At 44.4% G+C, this 25651-nt stretch carries 26 protein-coding genes and 10 tRNA genes; 22 read left to right on the forward strand and 14 right to left on the reverse strand.

The genetic code is table 11. From position 1 onward, the window contains the following. Positions 1 to 3 precede the first annotated feature (3 nt). From HYY55_03325 to HYY55_03420, 20 genes are all read left to right on the forward strand, one after another. A complete protein-coding gene (locus HYY55_03325; GenBank protein QQG45982.1) occupies positions 4 to 1215 on the forward strand; it encodes a type II secretion system F family protein in 1212 nt (403 codons plus the stop codon). 18 nt (positions 1216 to 1233) lie between these two features. Continuing rightward, positions 1234 to 1683: a hypothetical protein gene (locus HYY55_03330; GenBank protein QQG45983.1), complete on the forward strand. Its 450-nt coding sequence runs from the start codon at positions 1234 to 1236 to the stop codon at positions 1681 to 1683. Further along, positions 1676 to 2194, forward strand: a complete 519-nt coding sequence (locus tag HYY55_03335; protein ID QQG45984.1) for a hypothetical protein — start codon at positions 1676 to 1678, stop codon at positions 2192 to 2194. Before HYY55_03330 ends, HYY55_03335 begins: the two co-directional genes overlap by 8 nt. After that, entirely contained in the window at positions 2166 to 2699 is a 534-nt protein-coding gene (locus HYY55_03340; protein QQG45985.1) for a prepilin-type N-terminal cleavage/methylation domain-containing protein, read from the forward strand. The genes HYY55_03335 and HYY55_03340 overlap by 29 nt, the downstream gene beginning before the upstream one ends. Position 2700: 1 nt before the next feature. Further along, positions 2701 to 3951: a hypothetical protein gene (locus HYY55_03345; GenBank protein QQG45986.1), complete on the forward strand. Its 1251-nt coding sequence runs from the start codon at positions 2701 to 2703 to the stop codon at positions 3949 to 3951. A gap of 57 nt (positions 3952 to 4008) precedes the next feature. Beyond that, the gene (gene pilM, locus HYY55_03350; GenBank protein ID QQG45987.1) at positions 4009 to 5127 is read left to right on the forward strand and encodes a type IV pilus assembly protein PilM; all 1119 of its coding nucleotides are present in this window, start codon (positions 4009 to 4011) and stop codon (positions 5125 to 5127) included. A gap of 1 nt (position 5128) precedes the next feature. Continuing rightward, on the forward strand, positions 5129 to 5686 hold the full coding sequence (locus tag HYY55_03355; GenBank protein QQG45988.1) for a hypothetical protein: 558 nt from the start codon (positions 5129 to 5131) through the stop codon (positions 5684 to 5686). Next, positions 5679 to 6191, forward strand: a complete 513-nt coding sequence (locus HYY55_03360) for a hypothetical protein (protein QQG45989.1) — start codon at positions 5679 to 5681, stop codon at positions 6189 to 6191. The genes HYY55_03355 and HYY55_03360 overlap by 8 nt, the downstream gene beginning before the upstream one ends. Before the next feature lie 6 nt (positions 6192 to 6197). Continuing rightward, positions 6198 to 6524, forward strand: a complete 327-nt coding sequence (locus tag HYY55_03365) for a hypothetical protein (protein ID QQG45990.1) — start codon at positions 6198 to 6200, stop codon at positions 6522 to 6524. A gap of 64 nt (positions 6525 to 6588) precedes the next feature. Further along, positions 6589 to 6663: transfer RNA gene (locus HYY55_03370), tRNA-Arg, on the forward strand. Between the two features lie 165 nt (positions 6664 to 6828). Continuing rightward, positions 6829 to 6902: transfer RNA gene (locus HYY55_03375), tRNA-Val, on the forward strand. Between the two features lie 28 nt (positions 6903 to 6930). Next, positions 6931 to 7560 (forward strand): hypothetical protein, encoded by a 630-nt coding sequence (locus HYY55_03380; protein QQG45991.1) that lies wholly within the window; start codon positions 6931 to 6933, stop codon positions 7558 to 7560. Continuing rightward, the gene (locus tag HYY55_03385) at positions 7545 to 8279 is read left to right on the forward strand and encodes an RluA family pseudouridine synthase (GenBank protein QQG45992.1); all 735 of its coding nucleotides are present in this window, start codon (positions 7545 to 7547) and stop codon (positions 8277 to 8279) included. The genes HYY55_03380 and HYY55_03385 overlap by 16 nt, the downstream gene beginning before the upstream one ends. An 86-nt stretch (positions 8280 to 8365) precedes the next feature. Next, positions 8366 to 8436 (forward strand) — tRNA-Gly (locus HYY55_03390). Positions 8437 to 8690: 254 nt separating this feature from the next. Beyond that, positions 8691 to 9767, forward strand: coding sequence for a hypothetical protein (locus HYY55_03395; protein QQG45993.1), 1077 nt, complete (start codon positions 8691 to 8693; stop codon positions 9765 to 9767). Between the two features lie 545 nt (positions 9768 to 10312). Then, the gene (locus tag HYY55_03400) at positions 10313 to 10993 is read left to right on the forward strand and encodes a methyltransferase domain-containing protein (protein ID QQG45994.1); all 681 of its coding nucleotides are present in this window, start codon (positions 10313 to 10315) and stop codon (positions 10991 to 10993) included. 274 nt (positions 10994 to 11267) lie between these two features. Next, positions 11268 to 12371, forward strand: a complete 1104-nt coding sequence (tsaD, locus tag HYY55_03405; protein QQG45995.1) for a tRNA (adenosine(37)-N6)-threonylcarbamoyltransferase complex transferase subunit TsaD — start codon at positions 11268 to 11270, stop codon at positions 12369 to 12371. A gap of 32 nt (positions 12372 to 12403) precedes the next feature. Further along, positions 12404 to 14635: a valine--tRNA ligase gene (locus HYY55_03410; protein ID QQG45996.1), complete on the forward strand. Its 2232-nt coding sequence runs from the start codon at positions 12404 to 12406 to the stop codon at positions 14633 to 14635. Continuing rightward, entirely contained in the window at positions 14623 to 15336 is a 714-nt protein-coding gene (locus HYY55_03415; protein QQG45997.1) for a PrsW family intramembrane metalloprotease, read from the forward strand. Before HYY55_03410 ends, HYY55_03415 begins: the two co-directional genes overlap by 13 nt. A 29-nt stretch (positions 15337 to 15365) precedes the next feature. Further along, on the forward strand, positions 15366 to 15821 hold the full coding sequence (locus tag HYY55_03420; protein QQG45998.1) for an Hsp20/alpha crystallin family protein: 456 nt from the start codon (positions 15366 to 15368) through the stop codon (positions 15819 to 15821). A 167-nt stretch (positions 15822 to 15988) separates the two neighbouring features. On the opposite strand, the gene HYY55_03425 is transcribed toward HYY55_03420, so the two are convergent. Then, positions 15989 to 16061: transfer RNA gene (locus HYY55_03425), tRNA-Phe, on the reverse strand. Beyond that, positions 16027 to 16734, reverse strand: coding sequence for an LAGLIDADG family homing endonuclease (locus HYY55_03430; GenBank protein QQG45999.1), 708 nt, complete (start codon positions 16732 to 16734; stop codon positions 16027 to 16029). The genes HYY55_03425 and HYY55_03430 overlap by 35 nt, the downstream gene beginning before the upstream one ends. A gap of 424 nt (positions 16735 to 17158) precedes the next feature. On the opposite strand from HYY55_03430, the gene HYY55_03435 reads away from it, so the two are divergent. Beyond that, positions 17159 to 18406 carry an aminotransferase class I/II-fold pyridoxal phosphate-dependent enzyme gene (locus HYY55_03435; protein ID QQG46654.1) on the forward strand — a complete coding sequence of 416 codons (1248 nt, stop codon included), beginning with the start codon at positions 17159 to 17161 and terminating at the stop codon, positions 18404 to 18406. A 61-nt stretch (positions 18407 to 18467) separates the two neighbouring features. Here the strand turns inward: HYY55_03435 and HYY55_03440 are convergent. The 8 genes from HYY55_03440 to HYY55_03475 form a co-directional block, all read right to left on the reverse strand. Beyond that, positions 18468 to 18542 (reverse strand) — tRNA-Val (locus HYY55_03440). Between the two features lie 15 nt (positions 18543 to 18557). Then, positions 18558 to 18641: transfer RNA gene (locus tag HYY55_03445), tRNA-Leu, on the reverse strand. 154 nt (positions 18642 to 18795) lie between these two features. Further along, positions 18796 to 18878, reverse strand: a tRNA-Leu gene (locus HYY55_03450). Beyond that, complete coding sequence (locus HYY55_03455) at positions 18879 to 19355, reverse strand: HNH endonuclease (GenBank protein QQG46000.1); 477 nt, start codon at positions 19353 to 19355, stop codon at positions 18879 to 18881. Between the two features lie 238 nt (positions 19356 to 19593). Continuing rightward, positions 19594 to 19668, reverse strand: a tRNA-Cys gene (locus tag HYY55_03460). A gap of 121 nt (positions 19669 to 19789) precedes the next feature. After that, complete coding sequence (locus tag HYY55_03465; GenBank protein ID QQG46001.1) at positions 19790 to 20143, reverse strand: ribosome-binding factor A; 354 nt, start codon at positions 20141 to 20143, stop codon at positions 19790 to 19792. A 62-nt stretch (positions 20144 to 20205) separates the two neighbouring features. Beyond that, on the reverse strand, positions 20206 to 21735 hold the full coding sequence (gene infB, locus HYY55_03470) for a translation initiation factor IF-2 (GenBank protein QQG46002.1): 1530 nt from the start codon (positions 21733 to 21735) through the stop codon (positions 20206 to 20208). 47 nt (positions 21736 to 21782) lie between these two features. Continuing rightward, the gene (locus HYY55_03475) at positions 21783 to 22250 is read right to left on the reverse strand and encodes a DUF4446 family protein (GenBank protein QQG46003.1); all 468 of its coding nucleotides are present in this window, start codon (positions 22248 to 22250) and stop codon (positions 21783 to 21785) included. Between the two features lie 195 nt (positions 22251 to 22445). Here HYY55_03475 and HYY55_03480 point away from each other — a divergent pair. Continuing rightward, a tRNA-OTHER gene (locus HYY55_03480) sits at positions 22446 to 22513 on the forward strand. A gap of 319 nt (positions 22514 to 22832) precedes the next feature. Here the strand turns inward: HYY55_03480 and HYY55_03485 are convergent. The 4 genes from HYY55_03485 to HYY55_03500 all read right to left on the reverse strand — a co-directional run bounded on the left by HYY55_03485 (position 22833) and on the right by HYY55_03500 (position 25541). Continuing rightward, positions 22833 to 23453 (reverse strand): M23 family metallopeptidase, encoded by a 621-nt coding sequence (locus HYY55_03485; GenBank protein QQG46004.1) that lies wholly within the window; start codon positions 23451 to 23453, stop codon positions 22833 to 22835. Between the two features lie 147 nt (positions 23454 to 23600). Then, positions 23601 to 23690 (reverse strand) — tRNA-Ser (locus HYY55_03490). A gap of 102 nt (positions 23691 to 23792) precedes the next feature. Then, on the reverse strand, positions 23793 to 23951 hold the full coding sequence (locus HYY55_03495) for a hypothetical protein (GenBank protein QQG46005.1): 159 nt from the start codon (positions 23949 to 23951) through the stop codon (positions 23793 to 23795). Positions 23952 to 23987: 36 nt separating this feature from the next. Further along, positions 23988 to 25541 carry an AarF/ABC1/UbiB kinase family protein gene (locus HYY55_03500; GenBank protein QQG46006.1) on the reverse strand — a complete coding sequence of 518 codons (1554 nt, stop codon included), beginning with the start codon at positions 25539 to 25541 and terminating at the stop codon, positions 23988 to 23990. Positions 25542 to 25651: the final 110 nt, after the last annotated feature.

The raw sequence follows: 25651 nt of genomic DNA on the forward strand, positions 1-25651 counted from the left end.
ATCGTGGCCGTTTTTTCATTCAAAGCCAAAAATCTTGCGGGCCAAGTCATTGAAGGCCGCAGAGAAGCCGCGGATCGTTTTGATTTGGCGAATGCCCTGAGAAAAGAAGGCTATTTTTTAATCAGCCGCAAAGAGGAAAAAGCCGAGTCGTCCTTTTTAAAGTTATCTTCAATATTCGGGCGAGTATCAATACAGGAAAAAATGGTTTTTGCCAGAAATCTGGCAGTTATGGTGGGCGCCGGAGTTTCCATGATCAGGGGGTTGGACGTGCTTTCGCGTCAAAGCGACAACAAAAACTGGAAAAAGACTCTTGAAAATATGGGGCAGATTATCAAGCAGGGGAGCTCTTTGAGTCAATCTATGGAAAATTATCCGGGCGTTTTTTCGCCGCTCTTTCGTTCAATGGTTAAATCGGGCGAGGCTTCCGGAAAACTGGAGGAGGCACTGCGTCTGGTGGCCAATCAGCTCGAGCGGGAGTATGAACTGAAAAGAAAAGTGCGCGGAGCTCTTGTTTATCCGGCAGTAATAATTATAGCCATGGTGATAATAGGGATTTTGATGATGGTCTATGTTGTGCCGACGCTGGTCTCCACTTTTGAAGAATTGGGTGTTGAATTGCCCGCAACCACTTCCATTATTATAGGCATCAGCGGATTTTTGACCGGACACTGGTTTTTATCATCGGTTTTAGGCGTCGTGATCGCCGCGATTTTTTTGCTTTTGACGCGCAGCGCTCCGGGAAAAAAATTTCTATCCGCGTTTTTTTTGAAGCTCCCCGTAATTTCGGGGATAGTAAAAAAAGTTAACGCGGCTAGGGTCAGCCGGACTCTGTCGTCCTTAATCAGTTCGGGCGTTGAAATAGTTGAGGCTCTGCAGGTCACCGAAGACGTAGTCCAGAATCCCAGATTTAAAAAAGTGCTTAATTCAGCCAGAGGCGAAATACAGAAAGGCAATCCGGTGTCGCGCGTATTTATTGAAAATGATGATTTGTTTCCGCTTTTGGTCGGCGAAATGATGGCGGTGGGCGAAGAAACCGGAAAATTTTCAGACATGCTTTTGCGCGTAGCCTCTTTTTATGAAGAAAGCGTGGCCGAGTCCACCAAGGCGCTGTCGACCGTAATAGAGCCGGTTTTGATGATTATTATCGGAGTTTTTGTCGGTTTTTTCGCCGTTTCAATGATACAGCCGCTTTATTCAATATCCGGCGGACTGTAATCGGAATAAAAAATAAATATGACGCAAAAAGGGCTGACCTTGCTGGAAATTTTAATCACAATCGCGGTTTTGATTATCCTTTCGGTAATTATTCTTGGGGCTTTAAATGAGTTTCGCGATTCACGGGCTTTATCCGGAGCCCGCGAAGAAATTATCGGAGCTTTGCGCGAGGCTCGTTCCAGAACTCTGGCTTCCGAAAATGAAAATCAATTCGGAGTCCATTTTGAAACTTCGCGGATTATTGTTTTTGTCGGCCCCGATTTTATTCCGGACGACCCGAAAAACGAAATTCGCGCCATATCTTTGCGGACGGAGATTTTTAATATAAATTTTTCAGGTTCGGACACTGTTTTTAAACGTCTGACCGGTGAGTCCGACCCGGAGGGCAATGTTTCGGTCAGATTGAAAAAAGATCCGTCAGAATTATTTACGGTTTATCTAAATTCCAGCGGTTTGGTCCATGATTGACGATTTTTATAAATGTTTCAGGCAAACGCCGACGAACCAAAAACCGCCATACACGGTTGCGGGATTCGGTTTACTGGAAGCGGTTGTCGCGGTATCGCTTGTTGCCGTTTCGCTTTTTTCTTTGGTCGCGGTCGGGCAGATCGCTTTTAAATCGGCTACAGAGAGTCTGGACGGCATTGAGGCGGCTTATCTTGCCGAAGAAGGCGTTGAAGTTTTGCGTTTAATGCGCGACGATAATTGGTCAAATATTTCAGCTCTTGCGCCGGACCAGACTTATCAGCCGGTTTTTTCCGCGGGCTCTTGGTCTGCCACTACGGCTCCCCAGCTTATTGACGGAAAATTCTCCCGGACCTTTGTTTTGCGCCGAGTTTATCGAGACGCCGGCGACAACATAGCCGTTTCCGGGACGCTGGACACCGATGCCGTTAAAGCCGAGCTTAATCTTGACTGGAGTCAGAATGAAAATATCGGATTAACAAGTTATGTCGTTAATTTATTTCGTGATGAATAAAAAAAGCGGAGTAAGTTTAATAGAGACCGTTATATATGTGGCAATTCTTGCGGTCTTGATTGTGTTTACGGTTAATACGATTTTAACTATGTCTTCGGTCTATGCCAGGGCGCGGCTTATCAGAAGAGTTGCTTTTGACAGCGAAACCGCGCTTGAGCGCGTAACGCGCGAAATCAGACTGGCATCAAGCGTGGATGACGGCGCGAGTTCGTTTGACGTTAATCCCTCGCGCGTTGTTTTAAATACGATAAAAAGTTTTGAAGATCCGACTCCGGAAATAAAAGAGTTTTATCTGTCGGGCTCCCGTCTGGCGTTTCGCGAAGGAGCCGGAGCCGAAAAATTTTTGACATCCGATGATACCGACGTTTCTTCTTTTGTCGTTAATAAAATTCAGACGCAGCATTCGCAGGCTTTAAAAATAACTTTGATTATAGAGGCTTCCGGAGGTAAAAATCAGATTTCGCGTAATTTTTATCAGACCGCGATTTTAAAAGGAGGATACTGAAATGAAATTTTCAAATCAAATAAGAAATAATTCGGGGCAAGCGGCGCTCACGGCAGTTATCTTTTTCTTATTCATTTCGCTCGCGCTTGCCGGAGCATTTGCCGGTTCGGCTTTGTCTGAACTTAAGAGCGTTAAGAATCTTAAAAATTCCAGGCAGAGCTACGTTTATGCCGAGGGTGTTCTTGAGGACGCCGCGTATCGCTTGATTTCGGGTAAGAATATGCCGAATCAAGTTGTTTATTCTGAAGGCGATCTTACGGCCACGACCAGCGTAAATGATGTTTTAGATTCTAAAGAAATTGAAACCTTGGGCGAAAAGAATAATATTTTTAGGAAAATAAAAACCGCTCTAAGTCTTGGGACCGGAATTTCTTTTTATTACGGCGTACAGGTGGGGGAGGGAGGAGTTGTAATTGGCAATGATTCGGTTGTGGTCGGCAATGTTTTTTCAAATGGCGATATAATCGGTAACGGCAAAGACAAAACCACTATCACTGGCACGGCTAAATCCGCCGGCGCGCATTTAGTGAAAGACATACGCATTGAAGAAGATGCCTGGGGGTATGATTTTGACAACTGCATAGTGGTGGGCATAGCACATTATGCCGGCAGTTTTTCCGCTAACTGTTCAGCCGCCTCCACGGAAATTCTTGCCTTGCCTCTTGAACCGGAGCAATTCCCGATTCCGGAAAGCTTAATTGACAGCTGGAAAGCAGATGCCGAGGCCGGCGGCGTCATAAGCGGGTTTTCCGTGGGTAACAACAGTTCCGAGACCCTGGGTCCTAAAAAAATATCCGGGGACCTTACGTTGGGGAACAGCGCCACTCTCATTCTTACGGGCACTATCTGGGTGACCGGCACGATTAATTTCGGTAACAACCCCATACTTAAGCTTGATGCTTCCTACGGCCAGCTTTCCGGGGTTTTGGTTGTTGACGGTTCGGTGGATTTTGGAAATCAGGCAGCGGTGTTCGAGGGGTCGGGTGAAGAAGGGAGCTATTTGATGCTCCTCTCAACTTTCGGACCCGAGGACGCCATTAAACTTGGCAACAAAGCAGAGGGAGCAATTTTTTACGCTCCTAACGGCATTATCAACGCCGGGAATAATTTGAATTTGAAAGAAGCGACGGGATATGGATTGAAAGTTGGCAATGGCACCACCATTACTTACGAGTCTGGCTTTGCCGATCTTAATTTTTCTTCCGGCCCATCCGGCGGCTATGAAATAGAGTCTTGGCGGGAAACGCAGTAATATAATTTCTAATTCACCTGGTTTCTAATTAAAAATTAGTCATTGTATTATAAATATATGTTGCATCTATCCAAATTTTTTCCGCCGCCGTCCTATCTTGATTTTCCGATTACGGGATTGGATATTTCGGATCGCTCAATAAAATATGTTGAGCTCAAAAAAAACGGAGCGGGGCTACGTTTAAAAAGGGCCGGCAAAAGGAATTTGCCTTCGGGTTTGATTTTGGCCGGAGAAATAAAAAAACCTGATGAGCTTGCGGCAAATTTGGCGGAATTTTTAAAACCCTTGGGGGTTGACCATGTAGTCGCGGCTCTGCCGGAAGAAAGGGCTTATATCAGCGTTATGTCTTTGCCGAAAATGGAAAAAAATCAGATTCGGGAAGCCGTGGAATCGGGTTTGCCTGAAAAAATTCCGTTGCCTGCCGGCGAGTCTGTTTTTGATTTTGAATTTTTGAAACCCGCGGCCGCTGCCGTTGACGGCGTAAAGATAAATGATAACCAAGTTCCGCATCAAGACGTCGTAGTCTACGCTTTTTCCAAAACGATGGTTCAAAGTTACTTGGATGTTTATCTTAGCGCCGGCCTGTATCCGGTTTCTTTTGCGATGGAGACCGCGGCTTTGAGCCGGGCCTTGATGCCGGAGAGTCATGAGAATCCGCCGACCATGATAGTTGATTTTGGCAAAACCCGGACTACTTTTGTCATAATCGCCGGCGGATTGGTGCGTTTCAGTTCAACTGTTAATGTTGCCGGCGAATCTCTGGATCAGGCCATTGCCAAATCTCTGAATATTCCGGTAAACGCCGCCGAAAAAACCAAGAAAGAAAACGGAATGTCGCGAGCTTCCGAGAACCGCGCTGTTTTTGAATCCATACTGCCGGTGATTGCGGCGGTTTCCGATGAAATAGAGCGGCATATTTTATTTTGGAACACTCACGCCGAACATGTGCACCAATCTGAACCGCAGATATCAAAAGTTATTCTTTCAGGGGGGGATTCCAATCTAATCGGTTTTAGCGAGTATCTGGCGGCCAAACTCGGGCTGTCGGTTGAGCTTGGAAATCCGTGGGTTAATGTCGCTCCCTTTGAAAAATATATACCGGAGATAACTTTTAACGAATCTCTGGCTCTGGGTTCGGCGATAGGTCTTGGTTTAATGGCGTTGGATACAAATTAAAATGAGCATAAATTTATTGCCCGAAGATTATCAAAACGAGGTTAGAAATGAGCGAATCAGACGTTTGGCGGTTACGATTGGCGTTTTCGTATTTTTAACCGTGGCCGTGAATATAATTTTACTTTCGCCTTTGTGGTTTTTATTTAATGCCCGGGAAGCGGAACTAACGCGGGAGCTTGATGCTGTCAAACGCGGCCCCGCTTTTTTACGCGCGACCGATATTGAGTCTGAAATAAGGGTTTTAAACGCCGAGATAGCGGTTTTTAATTCCGGGGAAAAGAAATTATTTGAGATATCTCCCGCGATAAAATCAATTTTGAGCCGCAGGCCTTCCGGCATTGGAATATCCGGCATATCTTTTTATTCCGCGGGCCAAAAAGGACAGGGGTTAACTCAAATTTCAATATCGGGGGTTGCCAAAAATCGGGAACTGCTTTTGAATTTCGCCAAATCCAACGAGACTAATGAGTTTTTCAAAAAAGTGAATTCACCCATATCAAATCTTCTGAAAGAAAATAATTTTGATTATTCTTTGGTTTTTGATTTAGATTATGAATAAGGGAGCGCTAAAAACAATAATTATTCTTTTTCTTCTGAACGCGCTGGCAATTTTCGGCTGGTGGTTGTTTTATCGCCGGCTGGATGACGCTGGTGGACGTATCGGAGTTTTGCGGGAAGAAATTTTTGCGGCCGACGCCAAACAGAAAAACATTAAACTGCTGGAAGAAACACTTCAGTCTATCGGCGACGACAGGTCTAAAATAGAGGATGTTTTTGTTGATGAGAAAAGCGTTGTCGGGTTTATAGAGAATTTGGAGAAGGTGGCTGCTGATGCCGGAGCGTCTTTGGAAATATCTTCGGTTTCGCTCCAAGCAAAAGTTGAGGATGGCGGTCCGAGTTTTAATTTAAACCTTGAGGGCAGTTTCGGCCGCCTTTTGAAGTTTTTGACCTTGCTTGAGAACATAAATTATCAGGTGAAAATAGGAACTGCGCGTTTCAGCGTTTTAAATTCCGGAATCTGGGACTTGCAGGTTAAATTAAATCTTTTAAGTTATAAATTTTAAACTATTATGGAATCCGATTTTTTTAAAATTAATTTATCTGATTTTGGAAGGGGGTCGGGGAGACGGATTTTGGACGCGTTTGCGGCTCCGGCCAGAAAATACTGGGGATGGTTTTTGTTTTCAGCCTCGATTTTATTTTTAGCGTCAATAATTTTCAGTATTTTTATGTTTTTGTCTTTAAGCGCCGAGCGCGCGTCCGATGTAATTGTTTCGGATAAATTTTCCGAAATTAATTTATCCGGTTTTGAAGAAGCAGTAGAAGCGATGCGGGATAGGGAGTCCGATTTTAATAAAGCTTTTAGCGAACCATTGTTTGGCGATCCGTCATTGTAATAGGAACCATCGTTGTAAAGTTTGTTTTTTCGTAGTATAAATTATTGAGTTGTTTTAAAAATCAGCCCCCGTAGTTCAACGGACAGAACGAAGGACTTCTAATCCTTAGATCGAGGTTCGATTCCTCGCGGGGGCACCAGTGAGGAAATTGCAAGTTTGATAAAAAAAAGAAAAATTGGAAATTGTTAGCGGTGCGGCTCCGCAAGCGGATTGTCTATCGGTAAAATAGAGAGCCGATTGGGTATATCGCGAAGCCGAAGGGTTGTTGATAAAGCTTTTAAATTAAAGTAATAATATGAGTTATGGGCTCGTAGCTCAGTTGGTTAGAGCGTTCGCTTGACATGCGAAAGGTCTCCAGTTCAAGTCTGGACGAGCCCACAAAAGGTTTGTGTTATGATATATTCATATGGCAAAAATAATTTTAAAAACAATTTTGTGGGGAGTGGCCTCGTGGGTGGCATTAAGCGTTATTCTGTTTTTTGGCGTCGGTTTTTATGAAAGTTTTGTAGCTAAAAACGCGGAAGTTGAGCTATCCTCATCCTTAATTACCGGTTTGAGATATATTGTTTTGTTTTTGGCTCTGGGAGTCGCGTCAGCCGTCTTTCTTTATGAAGACAAAAAACAAAAACCCTTTAAGCATATAGTGGCTGAACCTGAAAAAGATGAAAAAGTCCACGGAATTATTTGGTCTGAAAGCAAGCCGACCGAAGTTTCTAAAAAACCATCTGATTTTCCCAAGCCCTTTGAAGTTCAAAAGCCCCCGATAAAGCCGACCATTCAATCTCCGCCGGTTTCCGCTTCGTCTCAGCCGCCGCTCCCGCCAGCGCCCTCTATTCCATCTCCGCCAAAACCTCCGCTTGCGTCTTCGTTCACCCAGCGAGGCGCGCCGATTTCACAATCCGTGCCTCTAACTCCGCCTCCACATCCGCCTCCGCCTCCGCCTCCGCCTTTGTCTCCGTCGTCTCCGCTTCCCTCGGCATATAAACCTTTGGATTCAGAACAAAACAAAAAACAGCCGCCGTGGAGCCGGACATAATATACGAAGATAAAAATTTTCTGGCCGTTAATAAGCCGTATGGTATTGTAGTCCATCCGGATGAGAGGCATCGCGACGGAACTCTGGCGCAAAGCATTGTCCAAAAATATCCTGAAATCAAAAACGTGGGAGACCGTTCGGCAAGATCGTGGCAGGAAAGGCCCGGAATCGTACATCGTTTGGATAAAGACACTTCGGGGCTCTTGCTTGTCGCCAAAAATCAGCCGGCTTTTGATTTTCTGAAAAATTCTTTTCAAAAACGCCTTATTAAAAAAACTTATTTGGTTTTGGTGATGGGGGAGCTCAAGAAAAAAGACGGCCGGATAGACCTTCCGATCGCCAGAAGCAGAAAAAGCCCGATGCGGCGCGTCGCGGGCCGCGGTTTGGCCGGCAAGGAACGCGAAGCCGCTACCGAATACAGGGTCACTAAAAGTTTTAACGATTTTACTCTTTTGGAGGCCAGACCCTTAACCGGGCGTACTCATCAGATTCGGGCGCATTTCGCCGCTATCGGCCATCCCGTGGTTTGCGATAAAATTTACGGAGGGAAAAAACCGGTTTGTCCTGCCGGACTCACCCGTCAATTCCTGCACGCGTGGCGTCTGGAATTCGTTTCTCCAACCGGAGCAAAGCTTATGCTTGAAGCGGATTTGCCGGAGGATTTGGATGGGGTTTTAAGATTTCTAGACACACAAATTAACAAAACCTTACGGCCGTAAGGTTTTGTTAATTTGTGTTTACATAATATACATGAAGTTGTTACTAATTGCGGTATAAAATAAAATCTGATAGCATTTTTGGTATAGCGGGTGTAGTTTAATGGCAGAACATCTGGTTGCCAATCAGATAGCGGGAGTTCGATTCTCCCCACCCGCACAGAATTTCAGTTTGAACGCTTCATCGGCGCTTTTGCCGTTTCTGGATCATTACTTTTGCGGGTTATAACATGCGCTATTTGGGCGTGAGTAAGATACAGGGAATTTTAGTTGTAATTTTCCAGTTGAGATTCGCATTGTAAATGCGAAGTTTTTTATTTTTCGGAGAGATTCGAACCGAATAGAAAACCTTTACTTTTTGTAGCCCCCATAGTATATATGTACTAGAACTCAAATCCTCAGGAGGGAAAAGAGATGATTAAAATAGTCTTGTCGACGCTGTTCGCAGCGTGCTTCTTGGCATCATTTTCTTTGACAGCTCAAGCAGCTCAAGATGGCCGCACCTGTTATTTCGGAAACACCGTTTCCGAACTCTTACACGGAGACACGTATATCGGGAACTATCCCATTGGACGTGACGCTTCCGGTTCGTTCCAAACCACAGAGCCGAGCATGAGGGAAATTGCTGCGTATCTCAGTACTCTGCAGTTACCCTCTGCGATAACTAGAGCTCATATTGTATTGCGTAAATCGCTGATCCGATATGAGCCGTTCCATACACTTCATCACGGAAAACCGTGGTATGATGGCTCGGGCAATCTCGTCAACTCCAGTGGCGACGAAAACCTTCTCCAAAACTGGAATAAGGACACGTATCGCGCCGTACGCATAAAGATGCTCGATTTTGAAGAGGAGCATATGTGGGGGCCTTACGTTCTTTACGAGAACGAGGAAAAGGGCAAGGGTGTCGTTGATGCTGAGATTGTTTTGCTCGACAAAAACGATTGCTATCTCAGTAACTTGGAGATGAGCTTCTACCGATTGCCCAAAGAAGGTTCACCGATCAACCTTGATAACATTGACGGTGGCAACGAATATTGGGAGGTTGCACTATTTTCCGATGGAGTCGATCCTTACGTGCGACTAGACGGTGGAACTGCCCCGCTTTATCCGGAACGAAAAAAAGATCTGCGATTTGAGTGGGACAAAATCAACGGGCAAAAGTTTACATCGGGTCATGCAAACAATACTTCTGCACATCACAGTGTACTGGCGGACGAAAAAAAGATCGTCTATAACACTACCGTTGTGTACCCTCACTTGAAGGGTCCGCGTGTTTCCGTCATCAATGACGACAAGAAGGGTGGATATCATCTCGTTGTGGAACTGCCGAAATATTTTCAGGGACGATTTATCCCCGCATTTGTAGGAATCACGTTCTCCGGCAATACAGCCACGGTTCATATGGTCCGTGGGACACAACAACAAACGTTTACGGTTCCAATCACCGATAATCCGCTACCGACTTCGGTGGATTGGGACAAAAACTAGGTTATTCGAACAGCCGAGGCGTAGACATCCTCGGCTTTTTCTTTTTTAAAATATAAATCTTACTCGATATATGTTATGCACGTTGTGTATGTTGCCGGAAAGGGTATACCGAAATGCACTGTCTAGCAGAGGTTCTAACATTGGATGGGATTTTACCGAAGTTTTGCGAAAAGTACTCCTAAACCGTGTCTTAGTGTCATCTGGAGTGTAAAATCAGACAAATGATAATAGGATATTAAGCATAAACGGCTCTGTTAGAGCTTGGAGAGAGGTTCTAACCTGTTCTCCTAAAGTGCACTTTATGAGACTTTTCGTACTCTTGCGCCTCAATCGCCGTTTCTACTTCAGAAATCTTGCGGGTTCTAACATCGCTTTATTGCCCGTATAGGGAAAGAGAATTTTTTATTGCTGGATAATAAAATCTTCTGAAAAAGAAACGGTTTTTTAATAGTTAGGAACGGGTTCTAATGAAATGTTGCAAAGAGCGCAGAGATGTGTTACTTCTGATTTAGATTGATTTTGTAAACTGATAAGGAGATTAAGTGATGGACGGCGTGACATTTCGTACAAAATACGATATCCGTGCCCACACAATCGAATTTACCGAACATTACGTTGCTCTTTACAAATTTGGTGTAAATCCAATTCCAGAAAACTGGAACAGAAGCGAAGCGGATGTCGCGATACGCTATTTTTTGGATCTCGAACTTAATCCCAGCGATTTCAACGATAATGATGTAATTGATATTGGATGCGGTCCAGGGTTCTTCAAGAAAACTATCTTGCGAATTGGCTCTCCAAAAACGTATATTAATCTGGATATCAATCCCTTTTTAGAAAATCTCGATATTATAGCTGATGCGGCGCGTATGCCGTTTAAGGACAATAGTTTTGACTTGGTCCTTTCTTTTGGTTCAATTGCTGGCGTACGTTGGAATGATTTTCAGACACGCAGTTATCTTTGCGTAAACCCTCTCGATTCCCTCTGGGAAGTCGCGCGAATACTTCGAAGCGGCGGAGTTGCAAAAATTGGACCCATTTCGTTGCTTCGTTCTTGTTGGAAAAACGAAAATGATGGTGTTAAGTATGAATCCGTGAGGCATGAATTTTTTAATTTCGCTACGTTATTGAAAGAAAAGTTCCCTTGCTTAGAAATTGAATTTTACAGGATTATTGATAGTGGAACCGGCCGGTTTGATGAATGGATGACGTTTCGGAAACAATAAAAACCAATATTGACCACATAGGAATTAAGTTTCCATGTGGTTTTTGTTTTTCTATCAGTATCTGGCAACTTTCTAGAGCGCGACTAGCGCCTTCAGAGAGGTTCTCCTTCTTCGCTAAAGCTTCGAAGGACGCAGTAACACTTGCCCGCCGTAGCCTTGGCGAAGGCGGGTCGTCTATAAAGTGCACCACTTCGCCCACTCCGCGCGCAGCGCTTAAATGAAAATCTACGGCGCAAGTGTGGTAATGAAAACATTGCTGTGTTATACAAATTAAATGGTAATACTGGGCATTGAAACATCTTGCGATGAAACCGGCGCCGCGCTGGTTGAGGCGAGCGGGGGTTTAAAAAACACCCGTTTTCGCGTTTTGAAAAATCTGGTCGCTTCGCAAATAAAAATCCACGCGCCTTACGGCGGCGTCGTTCCCAATTTAGCCAGGCGCGAACACGAAAAAAATTTACCAATTTTATTTAGACAAATTTTTGGAAATTCCAAATCACAAATTACAAAACATAAACAAATTCCAAATTCCCAATTTCACATTTCAAACTTTGACGCCATCGCCGTTACGACCGGACCGGGGCTTGAACCGTGCTTGTGGCGGGGGATTACTTTTGCGCAAGAGCTTGCAGAAAAACATAATAAGCCGATTATCGCTATGAACCATATGGAGGGGCACATTGCCTCCGTTTTACTGCCGCAAAATGGAGGGATTTCTAAATCCGAATTTCTAATTTCTAAACAAATTGAATTTCCTGCTTTAGCTCTTTTGGTTTCCGGAGGGCACACCGAATTGGTCTTAATAAAAAATTGGCTGAATTACAAAATCATCGGCGAAACTTTGGATGATGCCGTTGGCGAGGCTTTTGATAAAGTCGCGCGCCTGCTTGGCCTTCCCTACCCCGGAGGCCCGGCTTTATCCGCTTTAGCCGACAAAAAAACTAAACACTCGGTGTCTAGTAAAATTAGTTTGCCGAGGCCGATGATAAACTCAAAAGACCTGAATTTCAGTTTTTCGGGGCTCAAAACCGCGGTTTTATACGCGCTTCGTGATAATCCGAAAACAAATAAAGCCGCCCTGGCTAAAGAATTCCAAAACGCCGCAGTTGATGTCTTGGTTTCAAAAACCATGCAAGCGGTAGAAATTCATAAGCCAAAAACTTTAATCGTTGCCGGCGGAGTCGCTGCCAATAAACATCTGCAAAAAGCAATCAAAAGGGCTATGGAAAAACTCTCTAGCTCCCAGACCCTATTCCCCAGCCCCCAATTTGTTGGTGATAACGCCGCAATGATTGCGGCCGCCGGATATTTCCATGCGTTTAAGAAAAATTTTACGAAGCCCTCAAAACTGAAGGCTGCGGGCCGCCTGCGCCTTTAGTTTCAGAGAAATAAATAATAAAATAGATTCATATGGCGTTGGATTTTTCAAAACCCTATAACCCCAAGGGCGTGGAGGAAAGAGTTTATAAACGCTGGGAAGACAGCGGTTATTTTAATCCGGATAAACTTCCCCCTCGACTACGTTCGGGACAAGCCGGGAAAAGAACAAAAACTTTTTCTATTAGTATGGCGCCGCCGAATATCACTGGCTCGCTTCATATGGGGCACGCTCTTGAGTACGCGTTGTCGGACATTTTGGTTCGTTTTAAACGAATGTCGGCCCATAAAACCCTTTGGCTTCCTGGCGTAGACCACGCCGGAATTGCTGCTCAAAATGTCGTTGAAAAAGATTTGAAAAAAAGGGGATTGACCCGTCATCAGCTTGGCCGAGAAGAATTTTTAAAACAAATATGGCAGTGGAAAGAAAAATACGGTCACATAATCATTGGCCAGCTTAAAAGTCTGGGGGTTTCGGCTGATTGGTCGCGGCTTCGTTTTACCATGGATGAAGAATATCAAGCGGCAGTGGCTGAGGCCTTCATCCGCTATTTTAAAAAAGATTGGATTTATCGAGGCGAACGCGTCATAAATTGGTGTCCAAAGTGCCAAACCAGCCTTTCTGATTTGGAACTAGAATATGAAGAAGAAAAAGGAAATTTGTGGTTTATAAAATACCCGCTAATAAATCTAAATGATAAAATTTCAATTTCAAATTATATCGTTGTTGCAACTACCCGGCCGGAAACAATGCTCGGCGATTCGGCCGTGGCGGTTAATCCCAGGGATGCGAGGTATAAAAGCATTATCGGACAAAAAGTTTTACTGCCTATCAAAAACAGAGAGATTCCCGTGATTAGCGACAAGCGAATTGAGCAGGATTTCGGCACGGGTGCCGTAAAAATAACGCCGGCTCACGATCTTTTGGACGCTGAGATTGGCCGAGACCATAAATTGCCTGTTTATAAAGTTATAGGCGAGGACGGCAAGATGACTTTTGAAGCCGGTTCAATTTGTTCCGGATTGAAAACAGATGAATGTCGGCAAAAAGTTGTTGACACGCTTGAACATGAAAGTTTGATTGAAAAAATAGAAGAGTTTGCGCACAACATAGCCCGGTGTTATCGCTGCCGAAGCGTTATTGAGCCGATGCCCTCAATGCAGTGGTTTTTGAAAATGGGTGGCTTGGCCAAACTCGCGCGCTTAGCGGTAAAAAGCGGCCAAGTAAAATTTTATCCGAAAAGATTTGAAAAAACCTATTTTGACTGGCTAAAAAATATTAGGGATTGGACCATATCGCGCCAAATCTGGTGGGGGCACCGCCTGCCCGTTTGGGAACACGACAAGATATGCGTTCCAAAACCGGGGAGTGAAAAAGATATTGAGAAATGCGTTGAATTTGTGATTGCCAAAAAAGAGCCGAAATGCCAATACTGCGATGCCGGCTATAAGCAGGTTGCTGACGTGCTTGATACTTGGTTTTCTTCGGCCCTTTGGCCCTTCGCGACTCTGGGCTGGCCCAAGCCGACAAAAGATTTAAAAACGTTTTATCCGACAGACGCTTTAACAAATGATCGCGGCATTATTAATCTTTGGGACGCGCGTATGATTTTTTCCGGCCTGGAATTCATGAAAAAATCCCCGTTTCGAGACCTTGTGATTCACGCTACGGTTTTGACTAAAGAAGGCAAACGTATGTCGAAATCCTTGGGCACCGGTATTGACCCGATAAATTTGATTGAACAATACGGCGCCGATGCCGTGCGTTTCGCTTTAGTCTGGCAGGCTATGGGCGGGCAGGACATTCGCTGGTCCGAAGAAGCGCTGGTTGCCGGAAAAAAATTTTTGAATAAAATATGGAACGCGACCCGCTTCGTTCTGGAACGAAGCGGGTCGCCCGGTCGGATGACCGGACAAACTTCGCGAATAACATCCAAAACCGACGCCGACAAAAAAATTCTCACATCTCTAAAAAAAATAACCGCGAACACATCTAAAAAAATAGATAAATACGAATTCGGTTCAGCCCTTCACGACATTTACGAATTTTTTTGGCACGATTTCTGCGATATATATCTTGAAGCGTCTAAAAAACAAATGGACGACACAATCCCTCAAGATAACACGGCGCGTATTTTAAGTTATGTTCTTGAAACTTCTTTAAAGCTCTTGCATCCGTTTCTGCCTTACATAACCGAAGAGATATGGTCGGCTCCGCAATTTAAGAAAAAAGACCTTTTAATGGTTGAAGCATGGCCCAGGTAATTGCTAATCCTTTAGCCGGTTTATCGGCCGCGGTGGGCGGTTTGGTCACTTCTTTGATTTGGCTTTGGTTTTGGCTGCGTGAAGACCCTCATCCCGAACCGAGGAAAGCAATTTTTTTAGCCTTTGGCGCCGGAGCCGCGGCGGTTTTTGCCGCCCTGCTTTTGGAAGAATTAAGTTATTATTGGGGTTTGGATTTGGGATTATGGCCGATCGGCAAGCCGTCTTTGAAGCTTTTTTTGGTTTGGGCGGCCATCGAAGAACTGCTTAAATATTCCGCGGCTTACTGGGCGGCTTTGCGTAAAGATGTTTTTGATGAGCCGGTTGACGCGCCCATTTATCTTATCACCGCCGCTTTAGGATTCGCGGCTCTTGAGAATATTTTGATGCTTTTCGGAATTTTTCGGGGCGAAATCGCAAGCGGTTTGGCTGCAGCCCACCTTCGTTTTGTTGGAGCAACGCTTTTGCATGTTTTGGCTTCCTCCATCGTCGGTTTATCCATTGCTTACGATTTTTTCCACAAGCATCATAGGTGGCGAAACGCTCTTGGCGGTCTGGTTTTGGCCACTTTGTTGCACGCCGTCTTTAATTTTTTTATACTGAAAGGAGGAGCTGAAGGAATGATTTATGTTTTTTCAGTGGTATGGCTCGGAATAATAATTTTGATATTGTCTTTCGAGAAAGTTAAAAAAGAAAGACCCTGATTTATTAAATAAACCAAAGAAAACACAATATGCCAAAAGACAGGCGATCGTTTTTAGAAAGACTGACCGGCTCTTTGCCGGCCTCGGAGGAGGAAAAGACTTTTCATTTTAAGGGTGAGGGCGGCGAGAAAGCTCCGTTGCCACAGGCAAACGATGAGGGCCAGCTTTTGGTTGATGTTTATCAAACGCCCGAAGACGTGGTGATACAGTCGGTTGTTTCCGGTGTTAAGCCCGATGAACTGGACGTCGCCATCACTCAAGAGATGGTTACTATCCGCGGCAAGCGCGAAAAAAGCCATCATGTTTCTGACGACAATTATTTTTATCAGGAACTTTATTGGGGATCGTTCAGTCGTTCAATTCTTTTGCCGCAGGAAGTTGACGTTGAAGCGTCGGAAGCGACTCTCAAAAACGGCTTGCTTACGGTAAGATTGCCGAAACTGGATAAAGCCAAAATTCAGAAATTAAAAATAAAACAGGAGTAAAAACACACCATAACAAAAAATTTAAGACCAGCAACAATTGCAATCGTCGGTTTGATTTTCTTTCCCCCAATCGAAACCGCCAATTCGTTTTTGCCCCCAAAATGCCGTACAAAATAATCGCCGAGCGAAGCGAGGCGAACCGAAATCGCTTGCAAATTCCTTACTGATGCCTGGGGAGGGAATCGAACCCCCGACGCCTGCCTCTTCAGGGCAGCGCTCTAACCACTGAGCTACCCAGGCTTCTTGGTTTTTGCAGATATCTTAAACCAAAAAATTTGTCTTTTTCCAGAGCACTTTTGATTTTATAGTATTTTCTGTTTAAAAACAAGACATCTTTAGAACGATACATTACAAAGAAAAGTTTTTTAGAATCTCCCTTTGTGTATTCTAAATTCATGACCCCTTTTCCTTTGTGAAAAAAACCGCTTACACCATAAAACCTTACCAGACTGTCTTTAAGCCATTCTAAAAATGGTAAACTCGCAGAAGCAAAGGACAATCTAAATCCAAAACTATTTGGCCATCTTTTATCCCAAAATGTATAAAATGAACCGTCTCCATCAAACAATCCTCTGACAAAGTCGGCGAAGAATTTTTTGGGCACGTTAACTTTTTTAATAGATTTTGATTTTGTCTGTGTAAGACCGATTTCATTTAAAAATTTATAAAACACTATATCACCAAAAGTTATCTGAAAATACCTTTTTTCGGAAACACCCCCGCGCCCACCTTTTCCTATTTTGTTTTTGATGTTGAGTGCTATTTTAAATTTTTCTACCAATTCTTTATCTGCCGATTTTAAAAATATGTGTCTTTTATCACGAGACAAACACCCATCGGAGGTTATAACACCAATTGCATATGCAAAGTTTGACGACCATTCTATTTTTACTTTTTGCTGTGGCAGACCCACTAAATCAATTTTACTATATTTTTAAGTTTACTACCACCGAGCTAAAATAAAAAGAAAACCCCGCTGATAGCGAGGTCTGTTTTTTATTTACGCAGTAAGAACAAAAAGGTTAGGGCGGAGGAAAGCGCTAGAACAAAAAATGTCAACTCCCACACTTTATTGACCGAAAAAATATGAAAAGAATAAAAGAGTGCCCCAAAGACAACCGTAAGCTTGCCGGCCCAAAAAAGCATTGCTCGTTCCTCCATCATAAAAGAATATCCAAGGTTATTATGCGTTAAGAGGCGGACAAGTTGCAAACCCGTCCTATGCAATTTATAATTGTAGTGGTTTTTGATAATGAACTTTGAACAGAGCCGGAGGAATCAGCGTGCCCCGCAAAAAACATCAGCCCAAATTGTCCGCTTTAGACCCCGATAGTTTAATGACGAGTTATGATTTTCTGCCCGAATTATCAGAGGGCGCCGTAAAACCGCCCGTTTTTCTCACTTCAACATTTGCTTTCAAAGGCGCGGGAGAACTAGCTGCTTTAATTCAAACCGCCCATGACAATCGTGGCGGAAAATCCAACGAAGCATTGCCGTTAATTTACAGCCGTATTAATCATCCGAACGCCGAGATATTTGAAAAACGTTTTTCTTTATGGAACGGCTCGGAAGAGGCGGCGGTTTTTGCCAGCGGTATGGCCGCTATCGCTACCACCTCTTTTGCTTTTTTGCGTCCGGGAGATATTTTACTGCACAGTTCTCCTTTATACGGCGGCACAGAGGATTTTTTTGCGCGGGAGTTAAGAACTTTTGGCATTAAGACTGCGTCCTTTTCGGCGGAAAGCGATTATTCTGAAATAAAAAAAATCGCAAAAAGAGCTTGTCGTCGCGGGCCCTTGAGAATGATTTTCGTTGAAGCCGCGGCTAATCCCACCAATGTTCTGGCAGACATTGAGGCCTGCGCGGAAATCGCCGAAGAATTTTCTTCCGGAAAGCGAAAAGCTATCACCGTCGTTGATAACACCTTTCTCGGTCCGCTTTGGCTCAATCCCTTCAAACACGGCGCCGACTTGGCCTTATACTCGGCTACTAAATATATTGGCGGGCACAGCGATCTTCTGGCTGGTGTTGTTGAAGGAAAAGCCAAAATGATTTCGCGGTTAAAGAGCGCGCGTACGCGTTTCGGCAACATTGCCGGAGCGTTTACTTGCTGGCTTTTGACCAGAAGCTTGGAAACATTGAAATTACGAATGACCGCGCAGGTGAAAAACGCAAGGCGCGTTGCCGATTTCTTGCGCGATGACCGGAGAGTGGAAAAAGTTTACTATCCGGAATTTTTTGAAGAAGACAGTAATCAAAACAGGCTCTATGAAAAACAGTGTTCGGCGCCAGGCGCAGTGGTTTCTTTTGATATCAAGGGCGGTCGAAAAACGGCCTTTAGATTTCTTGACGCCCTCAAGTTCTTTAAGTTGGCCGTAAGTCTGGGCAGTACCGAGCCGCTGGCCGAACATCCGGCCACGACAACACACTATGGTATTCCTCGCGAAAAAAGAATCCGCCTGGGAATTACTGATAAAATGATCCGTTTGTCCATTGGTCTCGGTTCTCCGTATGATTATATTTTTGATTTAAAACAAGCGTTAGACGAAGCGGTTCGCGATCGCCGCGCGCGACAGCTTCGTTGAAGAGCTTTAAAAAGCCCGTTCAGGGAAAATGAACGGGCTTTTGCGATGGAATTTTTTATCTTGGTGGGCGACGTAGGGATTGAACCTACAGCCTTCTCGGTGTAAACGAGACGCTCTGCCATTGAGCTAGTCGCCCATTATTTTTTTAAAGTGGGCGGGGGGAGATTTGAACTCCCATGATCTTGCGATCGCTGGCTCCTAAAGCCAGTGCGTCTGCCGGTTCCGCCACCCGCCCGAAACTAAAAAAATTTTACCGCACTTCAGCATTTCATTCCATGTGCCCGGGGTGGGAGTTCTCCTTGTTCGCCCCGCAACAGCGGAAGTCGGAGCCGCGGCTGCCACAGGCAGCCGTTCAAATCCCACCCCGCGCCATTTCGCTTCGCTTCATGTGCCGAGAGTGGGATTCGGACCCACATGCCCTTTCGGGCACATCATTTTAAGTGATGCGCGTATACCATTCCGCCACCTCGGCTTATTTCTTAAGTCGTCTTCGTCCTCTGTACGACGATTTAAGACTATGACAATTAGGACACAATATTTCTAGATTCTCTATTCTGTTATCGTGCCGGTTGCCATTAATATGGTGTAGTTCTAAGGGCAGATATCCGTCTATGGTTTTTCTTGCCCATTTACACCTTTCGCAGTGTTTAGGTTTAAGGTTTGCTGAAAAAAGACGGTTTTTTAATTTATAACTTTGAAAATAACTTTCTGCAATAAGGATTTTTTCAAGAGGGATTATGGGTTTTCCAATACCTCGCAACCCCGCATTCCACCCTCGTCCTTTGAAATGGCTGACGTCAAGATTCAGTTCTCTTATATACTTTTTTAGTTGGTCGTAATTTCCGCCGGCTTCACGAAGCTCCAGTTTGGTCAAAACTTGTCTGTAGCTGAATGAATTTTTGACAGACCTCTTTAGCTGATCTGTCGTCCATTTTCTTTTCCTACTCATATATATAATTGATATTTTATCACGAAATGGAAAACGCATCAATACTTAAGTACTTACGCGTCTACCATTATAGTTACATATGAAATTTAAAAAGAACTTGGAGTATATTTACAACAAAGCTCGAACTCATTTTATCAAAAATTTTCAGAAAAAACAACGCCCCGTCGCCCACCAATTCGTCGGTCAAAAATCGGAAAGTCTAATTGTGGAGGCCCGGGCGGGAATCGTCCAGCCCTTTTGGAGGCGCGAGAGGGATTCGAACCCTCGCATAGCGGTTTTGCAGACCGCCGCGTTACCTCTTCGCCATCGCGCCGTCAAAAGGGCTGGATTGCAGATCCTTGCCTTTCCGGGGAACTCTTTAATATCATTTATTATTGTATGAGTTCCCGTCAAAAGCTATTTAAACGCTTTTGACCCTCTTGGTTACCAGGCCGTCATTTTTCTTTTTTTAAAATTTCCTCCACTTTCAGCCGCGCTTTTTCGCCCTTGTCTATTTTAAACTCGAAAACAGGCATATACTTGATTTTAAAATGCTCTTTCATATATTTATAGAGTTCTTTTTTGGAATTTTCAAGAGATCTCATGATTTCTTTTTCTCCGCCCTCCGGCCAGACGCTTATAAAAATTTTCGCCTCTTTAAATCCGGGGGTTATTTCAATTCTTGTCGCCGTAACCAAGACCCCGACGGCATCAATTTCCCGCTTAATAAAGTCCGCCGCGAGTTTTAAAATGAGCGAATGCGCGCGCCCGGCGCGCTTGCTCACCCCGTTAGAAAGTTCTTTGCTCATGTCATCACATTAACAAATTTTTTGTTTTTAGACGTAATTAGCCGTCTTTCTAACGGGGCAGGTCATATTTCCGGTTTTATTTTTTCTTCCTCAATGACTTCAATTTCGTCGCCTTCGGCCAAGGCTATTTTGGATAAAACTCTCATACCGAATTCTTTGCCCTCCTCTATTTGCACAGCGCGGATTTTATTTTGTTCCAGTCCCTGTACTCGGCCTTCACCCAAGTAGTTTGCGCGCCTTTTTATCCGGAATCTTTTGTTGACGGCGACAAATCCCGAAGTAACCCGTCCGCCAGCGATTTGGTCTTTGGCGTTTTGCTTGAAGATTCTTAGTATTTTAGCCCGCCCCAGTTCTTTTTCCACGATTTCTTCCGGCAATTTATTTTTTATCTCTTCTTTGAGCCATTCGGTTATTTCGTAGACTATCTCAAAAGTTTTCAGCGCGACACCCGTTCTTTCGGCAATTTCGGAGGCAGTTTTTTCCGCTTTTACGCGAAAACCGACGACTATTGAATTTGACGATCCGGAGGCCAGATTTATGTCGTCTTCGGTTACGGGGCCGACGCGCGAGCGAAGTATTTTTATTTTCAATTTCTCCGATTCAAGTTTTTTGATTTCATTTTCTACGGCTTCGGCTGAACCGGAGGTGTCCGCTTTGATTATTATCGATATTTCGGATATTTTTTTATTTTCTTCCGGCGCGGCCGCGGATGCCTTGGATTTGGAGTTTTTTTGGTTTTCTCCGGCAAGCGCTTCAGCTTCTTTTTTGGAATCAACGGTTATGAATTTTAGACCGACTTCCGGCGCCGAATTAAAACCGACCACGCGCACCGGTTGTCCAAACGAAGCTTCTTTGATGGAGTGACCGGCAAAGTCTTCAAAAATTCTTACCGGCGCGAAAGACGTGCCGCTTATGACGAATTCGCCTTGGCGCAAAACTCCGTCCAGGATTATTAAAGTGGCGGCATTTCCGCGTTTGGGATCAAGGCGGCTTTCAATTACGAGGCCCGAAGCTTTGGCAAGGGGATCGGCTTTTAAATCTTCAAGGTCGCTTGCTATCAGCGCCACCTCCAGAAGATCGCTGATGCCTTCGCCGGTTTTGGCCGATATCGGCACCAGCGGAATTTTTCCGCCCCATTCTTCAATAAGCACGTTGTTTTCAGCCAGGTCCTTTTTAGTTTTTTCGGCATTGACCTCGGGCTTGTCCATTTTATTCAGCGCTATTACGAAAGGTATGTCCGCGGAGTTTATGGCTTCTAGTGCTTCAAGGGTTTGCGGTTTTATGCCGTCATCCGCCGCGATAACTAAAATCGCGAGGTCCGCGACTTTTGCTCCGCGGGAGCGCATTTTTGAAAATGCTTCATGTCCGGGAGTGTCAATGAAAGTTATTTTTCTGGTTTCGCCTTCGTTGGTGCTTACGGTCGCTTCGTAGGCACCGATATGCTGGGTTATGCCGCCGGATTCGTGTTCGGCGACATTTGTTTTTCGTATATGGTCAAGAAGCGTGGTTTTTCCATGGTCAATATGGCCCATTATTACCACAATAGGGTTTCGTTCGGCTAATTTTTGATTTTGTTTGTCTGCTTCTTTCATATTTTATTTTTAAGGCCTCGGGAATCATACTATTTTTTCCGCCTCCGTTACGCGTATCTGTTTACTGCTTTTTCAATTGCTTCTTTTTCTTCGTCCGACAGTTTATGAGGCGATTTGCCGTGTTCTATCGGTTTGGCATAGACCCGGCTTTGTTCCCGGCCATAAAGTCCCGAAACCACGAAACCGCTCATTTTTTCGTCAAGAACCGCGATTGCGAAACTTTGTTCGCCTCCGACTCCGGAATACGGATTGAAGCGTACTATTCCCAAGTGCTGCGCAGAGCGGTTTAGCCGGCGTTCCACATGCCCCAAAAAATCATCAATTTCTTTTTCTTTTTCAGAGAAATATTTTAATTCTTTCTGAATTTCGGCAAGAACATTTTGCAGATTTTCGGCTCTGCTCCCTCGAAAAAGTTTTTTGAGCCGTAATTCAAGAAAAATTATCCAGACAACACTGAAAACGGCCGCGATCAGCGCGGTTATCACAAACCACTCTGTTTGCTCGCCAAAAATCATGTTTATAAGAATAACCTAAAATCATAAAAAAATAAAGCCGCTGCTGGACATTCGGGTTAAACGCCCATGATATGCAAGCAGTATCCTCCTTCGCCAAGGCTACGGAGGACGCCATAAGGCTTTTTGGGGGTCTTTTCCACTACTCGTTTTGAGGGGACTCGGTCGGAGGTTTGTTTATGATATGATTGTTTTGCTGGGCCCGGAGTGGTTCGGGAGCTCGTTCGTCAACGAGAGTCTCCGGGGTTCAATTCCCCGCGGGTCCAGCCCATAGAGATTATCCACAAGAGATGTTGACAAATAATATGTATTTGCTATACTGGAATTAGTTGACGAACGAGTATCACCGAATTACTTCGAGATTCGCCAAAGCCCGCGTTTACGCGGGTTTTTGGTTTGTCAAAATTCCCGTGAATTATCACGGGAATTTTCGGGGGAATTTTTTGAGGCAGTATAATATGGCAAAATGTGCGGCTCCGCCGCGAATATTGACAATTTCCCTCCTTCAGTAAACTTTCGGCGGGCAAGCAAGTTTTTCTTTGGAGGAATAAAAAGAATGCTGGTTTTTCAGGAAAACCAGCAAACCTATTGCGTGTCGAACCAAACGCGCAAGCTGTAGAAACCATATGGACTTCCGGCGAGCTTGCCAACTCGAAAGACAATGAAGTGCAGATGGTCTCTGTCTGTCCATCCCGTTTTCCCAACTCGAGCTATCACTTGTCCTTTCTCAATACGATCACCGACCATGAGGCCAGTTTCTCGGAACGAGTTCGGAGCAAGATGGCAATACTGTGAGTGTTCACCATTGTCGTGTCGAATTGTGAGGTAATTTAATTTGTCCCTGAACTGCTCCGTTGGTCCCCACTCGGTAAAGCTGTCAACCACTTCAACGATTTGTCCTGATTCTGCTGCCAGGACTTCTGTGTCGTCGGGCACTAGAAAATCGATCGCCCACTTGAATGGACCGATATGTGAGTTAGGACTTTTGGCGGCAACGAATTGTCCGACACGATAAAGCTGATCTTCCGGGATCCCTTTTGCAAGATTGGAAGCATCCGCGGAAAAATCTTTGTCGGTTGGAAGAGGGAAACGATAAGCCTTTTCTGTTTCTCCCTGATCCCACATTGGGTTATCAGCCAAACCACGAAGCTCATCCATGTCGAGCACCTCGCGTTTATATGGTTTTGTTGAAGGAACGCTGTTCATAAGAAAACATAAATTTGCATTGAAATCAAATATGAAAAAATTTCTTTTGCCCTTATTGATAAACGCATTTCTTTTTCGCCAAAAATCCCATACAAATTAGCCGCCGAGCGAAGCGAGGCGGACAATTCGCGTTTGCAAAATCCTTTCTGGCGGCGGGAGAGGGATTCGAACCCCCGATACCCTTTCGGGTATACCGCATTTCGAGTGCGGCCCGTTCGTCCGCTCCGGCATCCCGCCAGATTTTTTACGGGGCGAGCCAGCGCTTTAGACAGCTCAGCCAACCCACCTCAATATTGGTCATATTGAGTTTAGCAGAAGAAATTGATATTCCAAAAAAGTTTATTTAGGCGCCCTAAGCCCCCAAATGCCCAAAATGAGCGAAGCCGCTATGGCTATTCCTATTATATAATCGGGCTTGACGGCGTCGCGCGCTAAAATAGTGTAAGCGGCCATCAGCCAGATAATAACTATTGTAATTGCGAGCCACGGGTACTTCATACCAATTTTTTTAAATTTTTATGAATAATATGGGATTCATGCTTCTCTTATTTCATTATACAACTCTGGATATTTTTCGGCTAGCGCCGTGATTATCCCCATTAATTTTTCTCTGGCCGCGTACTGCTTCTCTTCAATCCTGGCCGATACTTCCCCCCCTTTTTCCGGCGCCTCCTCGGCAATGTGCAAACTGGCTAAAGTTTCCAATTCCTTTGTCTCCTCTTGATGCGCCGGAGTTTTAACCTTAATATCTTCAACGGAATGATGCCTGAAAAATAATCTGGCGGCCTCTACCATATTAAAATTAACATCCAGTTTTAGACAGACCATATCCACGATAACCAGACCCCGCAAAAAAGCAATGACATCCGAAGGAAACTTGAGCCGGTATTTTTCTATGGTCTTGGCGATTCTTAAAAACGCGCGGGCTGAACTTCTTTCGCTGATATCCGCTTCCTTGTTGCCGGTAAAAAAATTCCAGTCCTTGAGAATCGGCGCCACATCTTCTGTCAGGTGGCGCGTAATAAAGTCCAGGGTTGCTTCGTAAATTTTTTGGATTTTGGAATCGCTTTCTATCAATTCTCCGTATTCTTTGACAAGTCGCTTGTCTAAAAATTCAACAAGACCTTCAGCGCTTTCGCGAAAATCCATCTCCGTTGCTCCTTTGATGAAACGTAGTAGCCCAAAATTATCGTATAGAGACCGCCCGATTATTCCGAAATCAATGTAGCCGATTCGGCTTCCGGGAAAAATAAGGAGGTTGGCCGGATGAGGGTCGGCATGGAAAAATCCGTCTATGAAATATTGCCTCATCAGGTCGTGTATGAAAGAATTGGCCGCGTCCAGCAGGTTTATTTTTCGTTCATCCAGTATTTTTTTAAGGTCTTCCGGCCTGGTCTCCAGATAAACCATTATCCTTTTGGCCTGGCTCCCATCAAGAAATTCCTGCACTAAGACCTTTTTAGTCGTAAAGTCCGGATATATTTTAGGGATAACCACATTTTCAAGATTATGCCTTTTTGCGTGCTCATAAAGAATTTTATTGTTTTGGGCTTCTTTGGAGTAATCAAGTTCGTCGGAGAGCCACTCTTTCAGCTGGATTAAAATTTCTTTGGAAGAGACCGATTTTAAAATCCCCCAGAAATCTATAAAGAAAAAGGCCAATTTTAAAAAGAGCAGGTCGGCTTTAATGTATTTATCGCTTTCGGGCTTCTGTATTTTGACCACTATATTTTCTCCGTTCAAGACCCCTTTATATACTTGGGCGAAAGAGGCCGAGCCAATCGGTCTTCTTTCAATTCGTTCAAAGACCTCTTCCAATTTTTTTCCGGCTTCTTTTTCAAAAACATCAAACATTCTTTCATCCGAAACCGGCTTTACATTGTCTAAAATATCCATTAATCCCCGGGCGTAATTTATTGGCAGAATATCAAAACGCATCGCCAGAATCTGGCCGAGTTTTATGTAAACCCCGCCCAATTCTTCAAGAATCAGACGCAAGCGGGTCGGGCCGTCCGCGCGCTTCAAAAAATATTTAATTAAGACCGCCGGCAAAGAAAAAAGGCGCCCTATAAAAACCAAAAAAATCATAATAATTCAGGCGGCGCTTTTAAAGCCGATCATAGCCAACACTATGGTCGTGACGGTGCCGGCTAAATACAGATTGGTGGGATCCAGGCGGCTGTCGTTAGATAGAACAA

The organism is Candidatus Niyogibacteria bacterium, from assembly GCA_016432485.1.
Lineage (GTDB): Bacteria > Patescibacteriota > Minisyncoccia > HO2-45-28 > HO2-45-28 > HO2-45-28.

Excerpts from the sequence above, each read along its gene's own strand:
- HYY55_03330 (QQG45983.1), top strand. The coding sequence starts at position 1,234 with ATGACGCAAAAAGGGCTGACCTTGCTGGAAATTTTAATCACAATCGCG.
- HYY55_03335 (QQG45984.1), top strand. The coding sequence starts at position 1,676 with ATGATTGACGATTTTTATAAATGTTTCAGGCAAACGCCGACGAACCAA.
- HYY55_03340 (QQG45985.1), top strand. The coding sequence starts at position 2,166 with ATGTCGTTAATTTATTTCGTGATGAATAAAAAAAGCGGAGTAAGTTTA.
- HYY55_03345 (QQG45986.1), top strand. The coding sequence starts at position 2,701 with ATGAAATTTTCAAATCAAATAAGAAATAATTCGGGGCAAGCGGCGCTC.
- pilM (QQG45987.1), top strand. The coding sequence starts at position 4,009 with ATGTTGCATCTATCCAAATTTTTTCCGCCGCCGTCCTATCTTGATTTT.
- HYY55_03355 (QQG45988.1), top strand. The coding sequence starts at position 5,129 with ATGAGCATAAATTTATTGCCCGAAGATTATCAAAACGAGGTTAGAAAT.
- HYY55_03360 (QQG45989.1), top strand. The coding sequence starts at position 5,679 with ATGAATAAGGGAGCGCTAAAAACAATAATTATTCTTTTTCTTCTGAAC.
- HYY55_03365 (QQG45990.1), top strand. The coding sequence starts at position 6,198 with ATGGAATCCGATTTTTTTAAAATTAATTTATCTGATTTTGGAAGGGGG.
- HYY55_03380 (QQG45991.1), top strand. The coding sequence starts at position 6,931 with ATGGCAAAAATAATTTTAAAAACAATTTTGTGGGGAGTGGCCTCGTGG.
- HYY55_03395 (QQG45993.1), top strand. The coding sequence starts at position 8,691 with ATGATTAAAATAGTCTTGTCGACGCTGTTCGCAGCGTGCTTCTTGGCA.
- HYY55_03400 (QQG45994.1), top strand. The coding sequence starts at position 10,313 with ATGGACGGCGTGACATTTCGTACAAAATACGATATCCGTGCCCACACA.
- tsaD (QQG45995.1), top strand. The coding sequence starts at position 11,268 with ATGGTAATACTGGGCATTGAAACATCTTGCGATGAAACCGGCGCCGCG.
- HYY55_03410 (QQG45996.1), top strand. The coding sequence starts at position 12,404 with ATGGCGTTGGATTTTTCAAAACCCTATAACCCCAAGGGCGTGGAGGAA.
- HYY55_03415 (QQG45997.1), top strand. The coding sequence starts at position 14,623 with ATGGCCCAGGTAATTGCTAATCCTTTAGCCGGTTTATCGGCCGCGGTG.
- HYY55_03420 (QQG45998.1), top strand. The coding sequence starts at position 15,366 with ATGCCAAAAGACAGGCGATCGTTTTTAGAAAGACTGACCGGCTCTTTG.
- HYY55_03435 (QQG46654.1), top strand. The coding sequence starts at position 17,159 with ATGACGAGTTATGATTTTCTGCCCGAATTATCAGAGGGCGCCGTAAAA.
- HYY55_03455 (QQG46000.1), bottom strand. The coding sequence starts at position 19,355 with ATGAGTAGGAAAAGAAAATGGACGACAGATCAGCTAAAGAGGTCTGTC.
- HYY55_03465 (QQG46001.1), bottom strand. The coding sequence starts at position 20,143 with ATGAGCAAAGAACTTTCTAACGGGGTGAGCAAGCGCGCCGGGCGCGCG.
- infB (QQG46002.1), bottom strand. The coding sequence starts at position 21,735 with ATGAAAGAAGCAGACAAACAAAATCAAAAATTAGCCGAACGAAACCCT.
- HYY55_03475 (QQG46003.1), bottom strand. The coding sequence starts at position 22,250 with ATGATTTTTGGCGAGCAAACAGAGTGGTTTGTGATAACCGCGCTGATC.
- HYY55_03485 (QQG46004.1), bottom strand. The coding sequence starts at position 23,453 with ATGAACAGCGTTCCTTCAACAAAACCATATAAACGCGAGGTGCTCGAC.
- HYY55_03495 (QQG46005.1), bottom strand. The coding sequence starts at position 23,951 with ATGAAGTACCCGTGGCTCGCAATTACAATAGTTATTATCTGGCTGATG.
- HYY55_03500 (QQG46006.1), bottom strand. The coding sequence starts at position 25,541 with ATGATTTTTTTGGTTTTTATAGGGCGCCTTTTTTCTTTGCCGGCGGTC.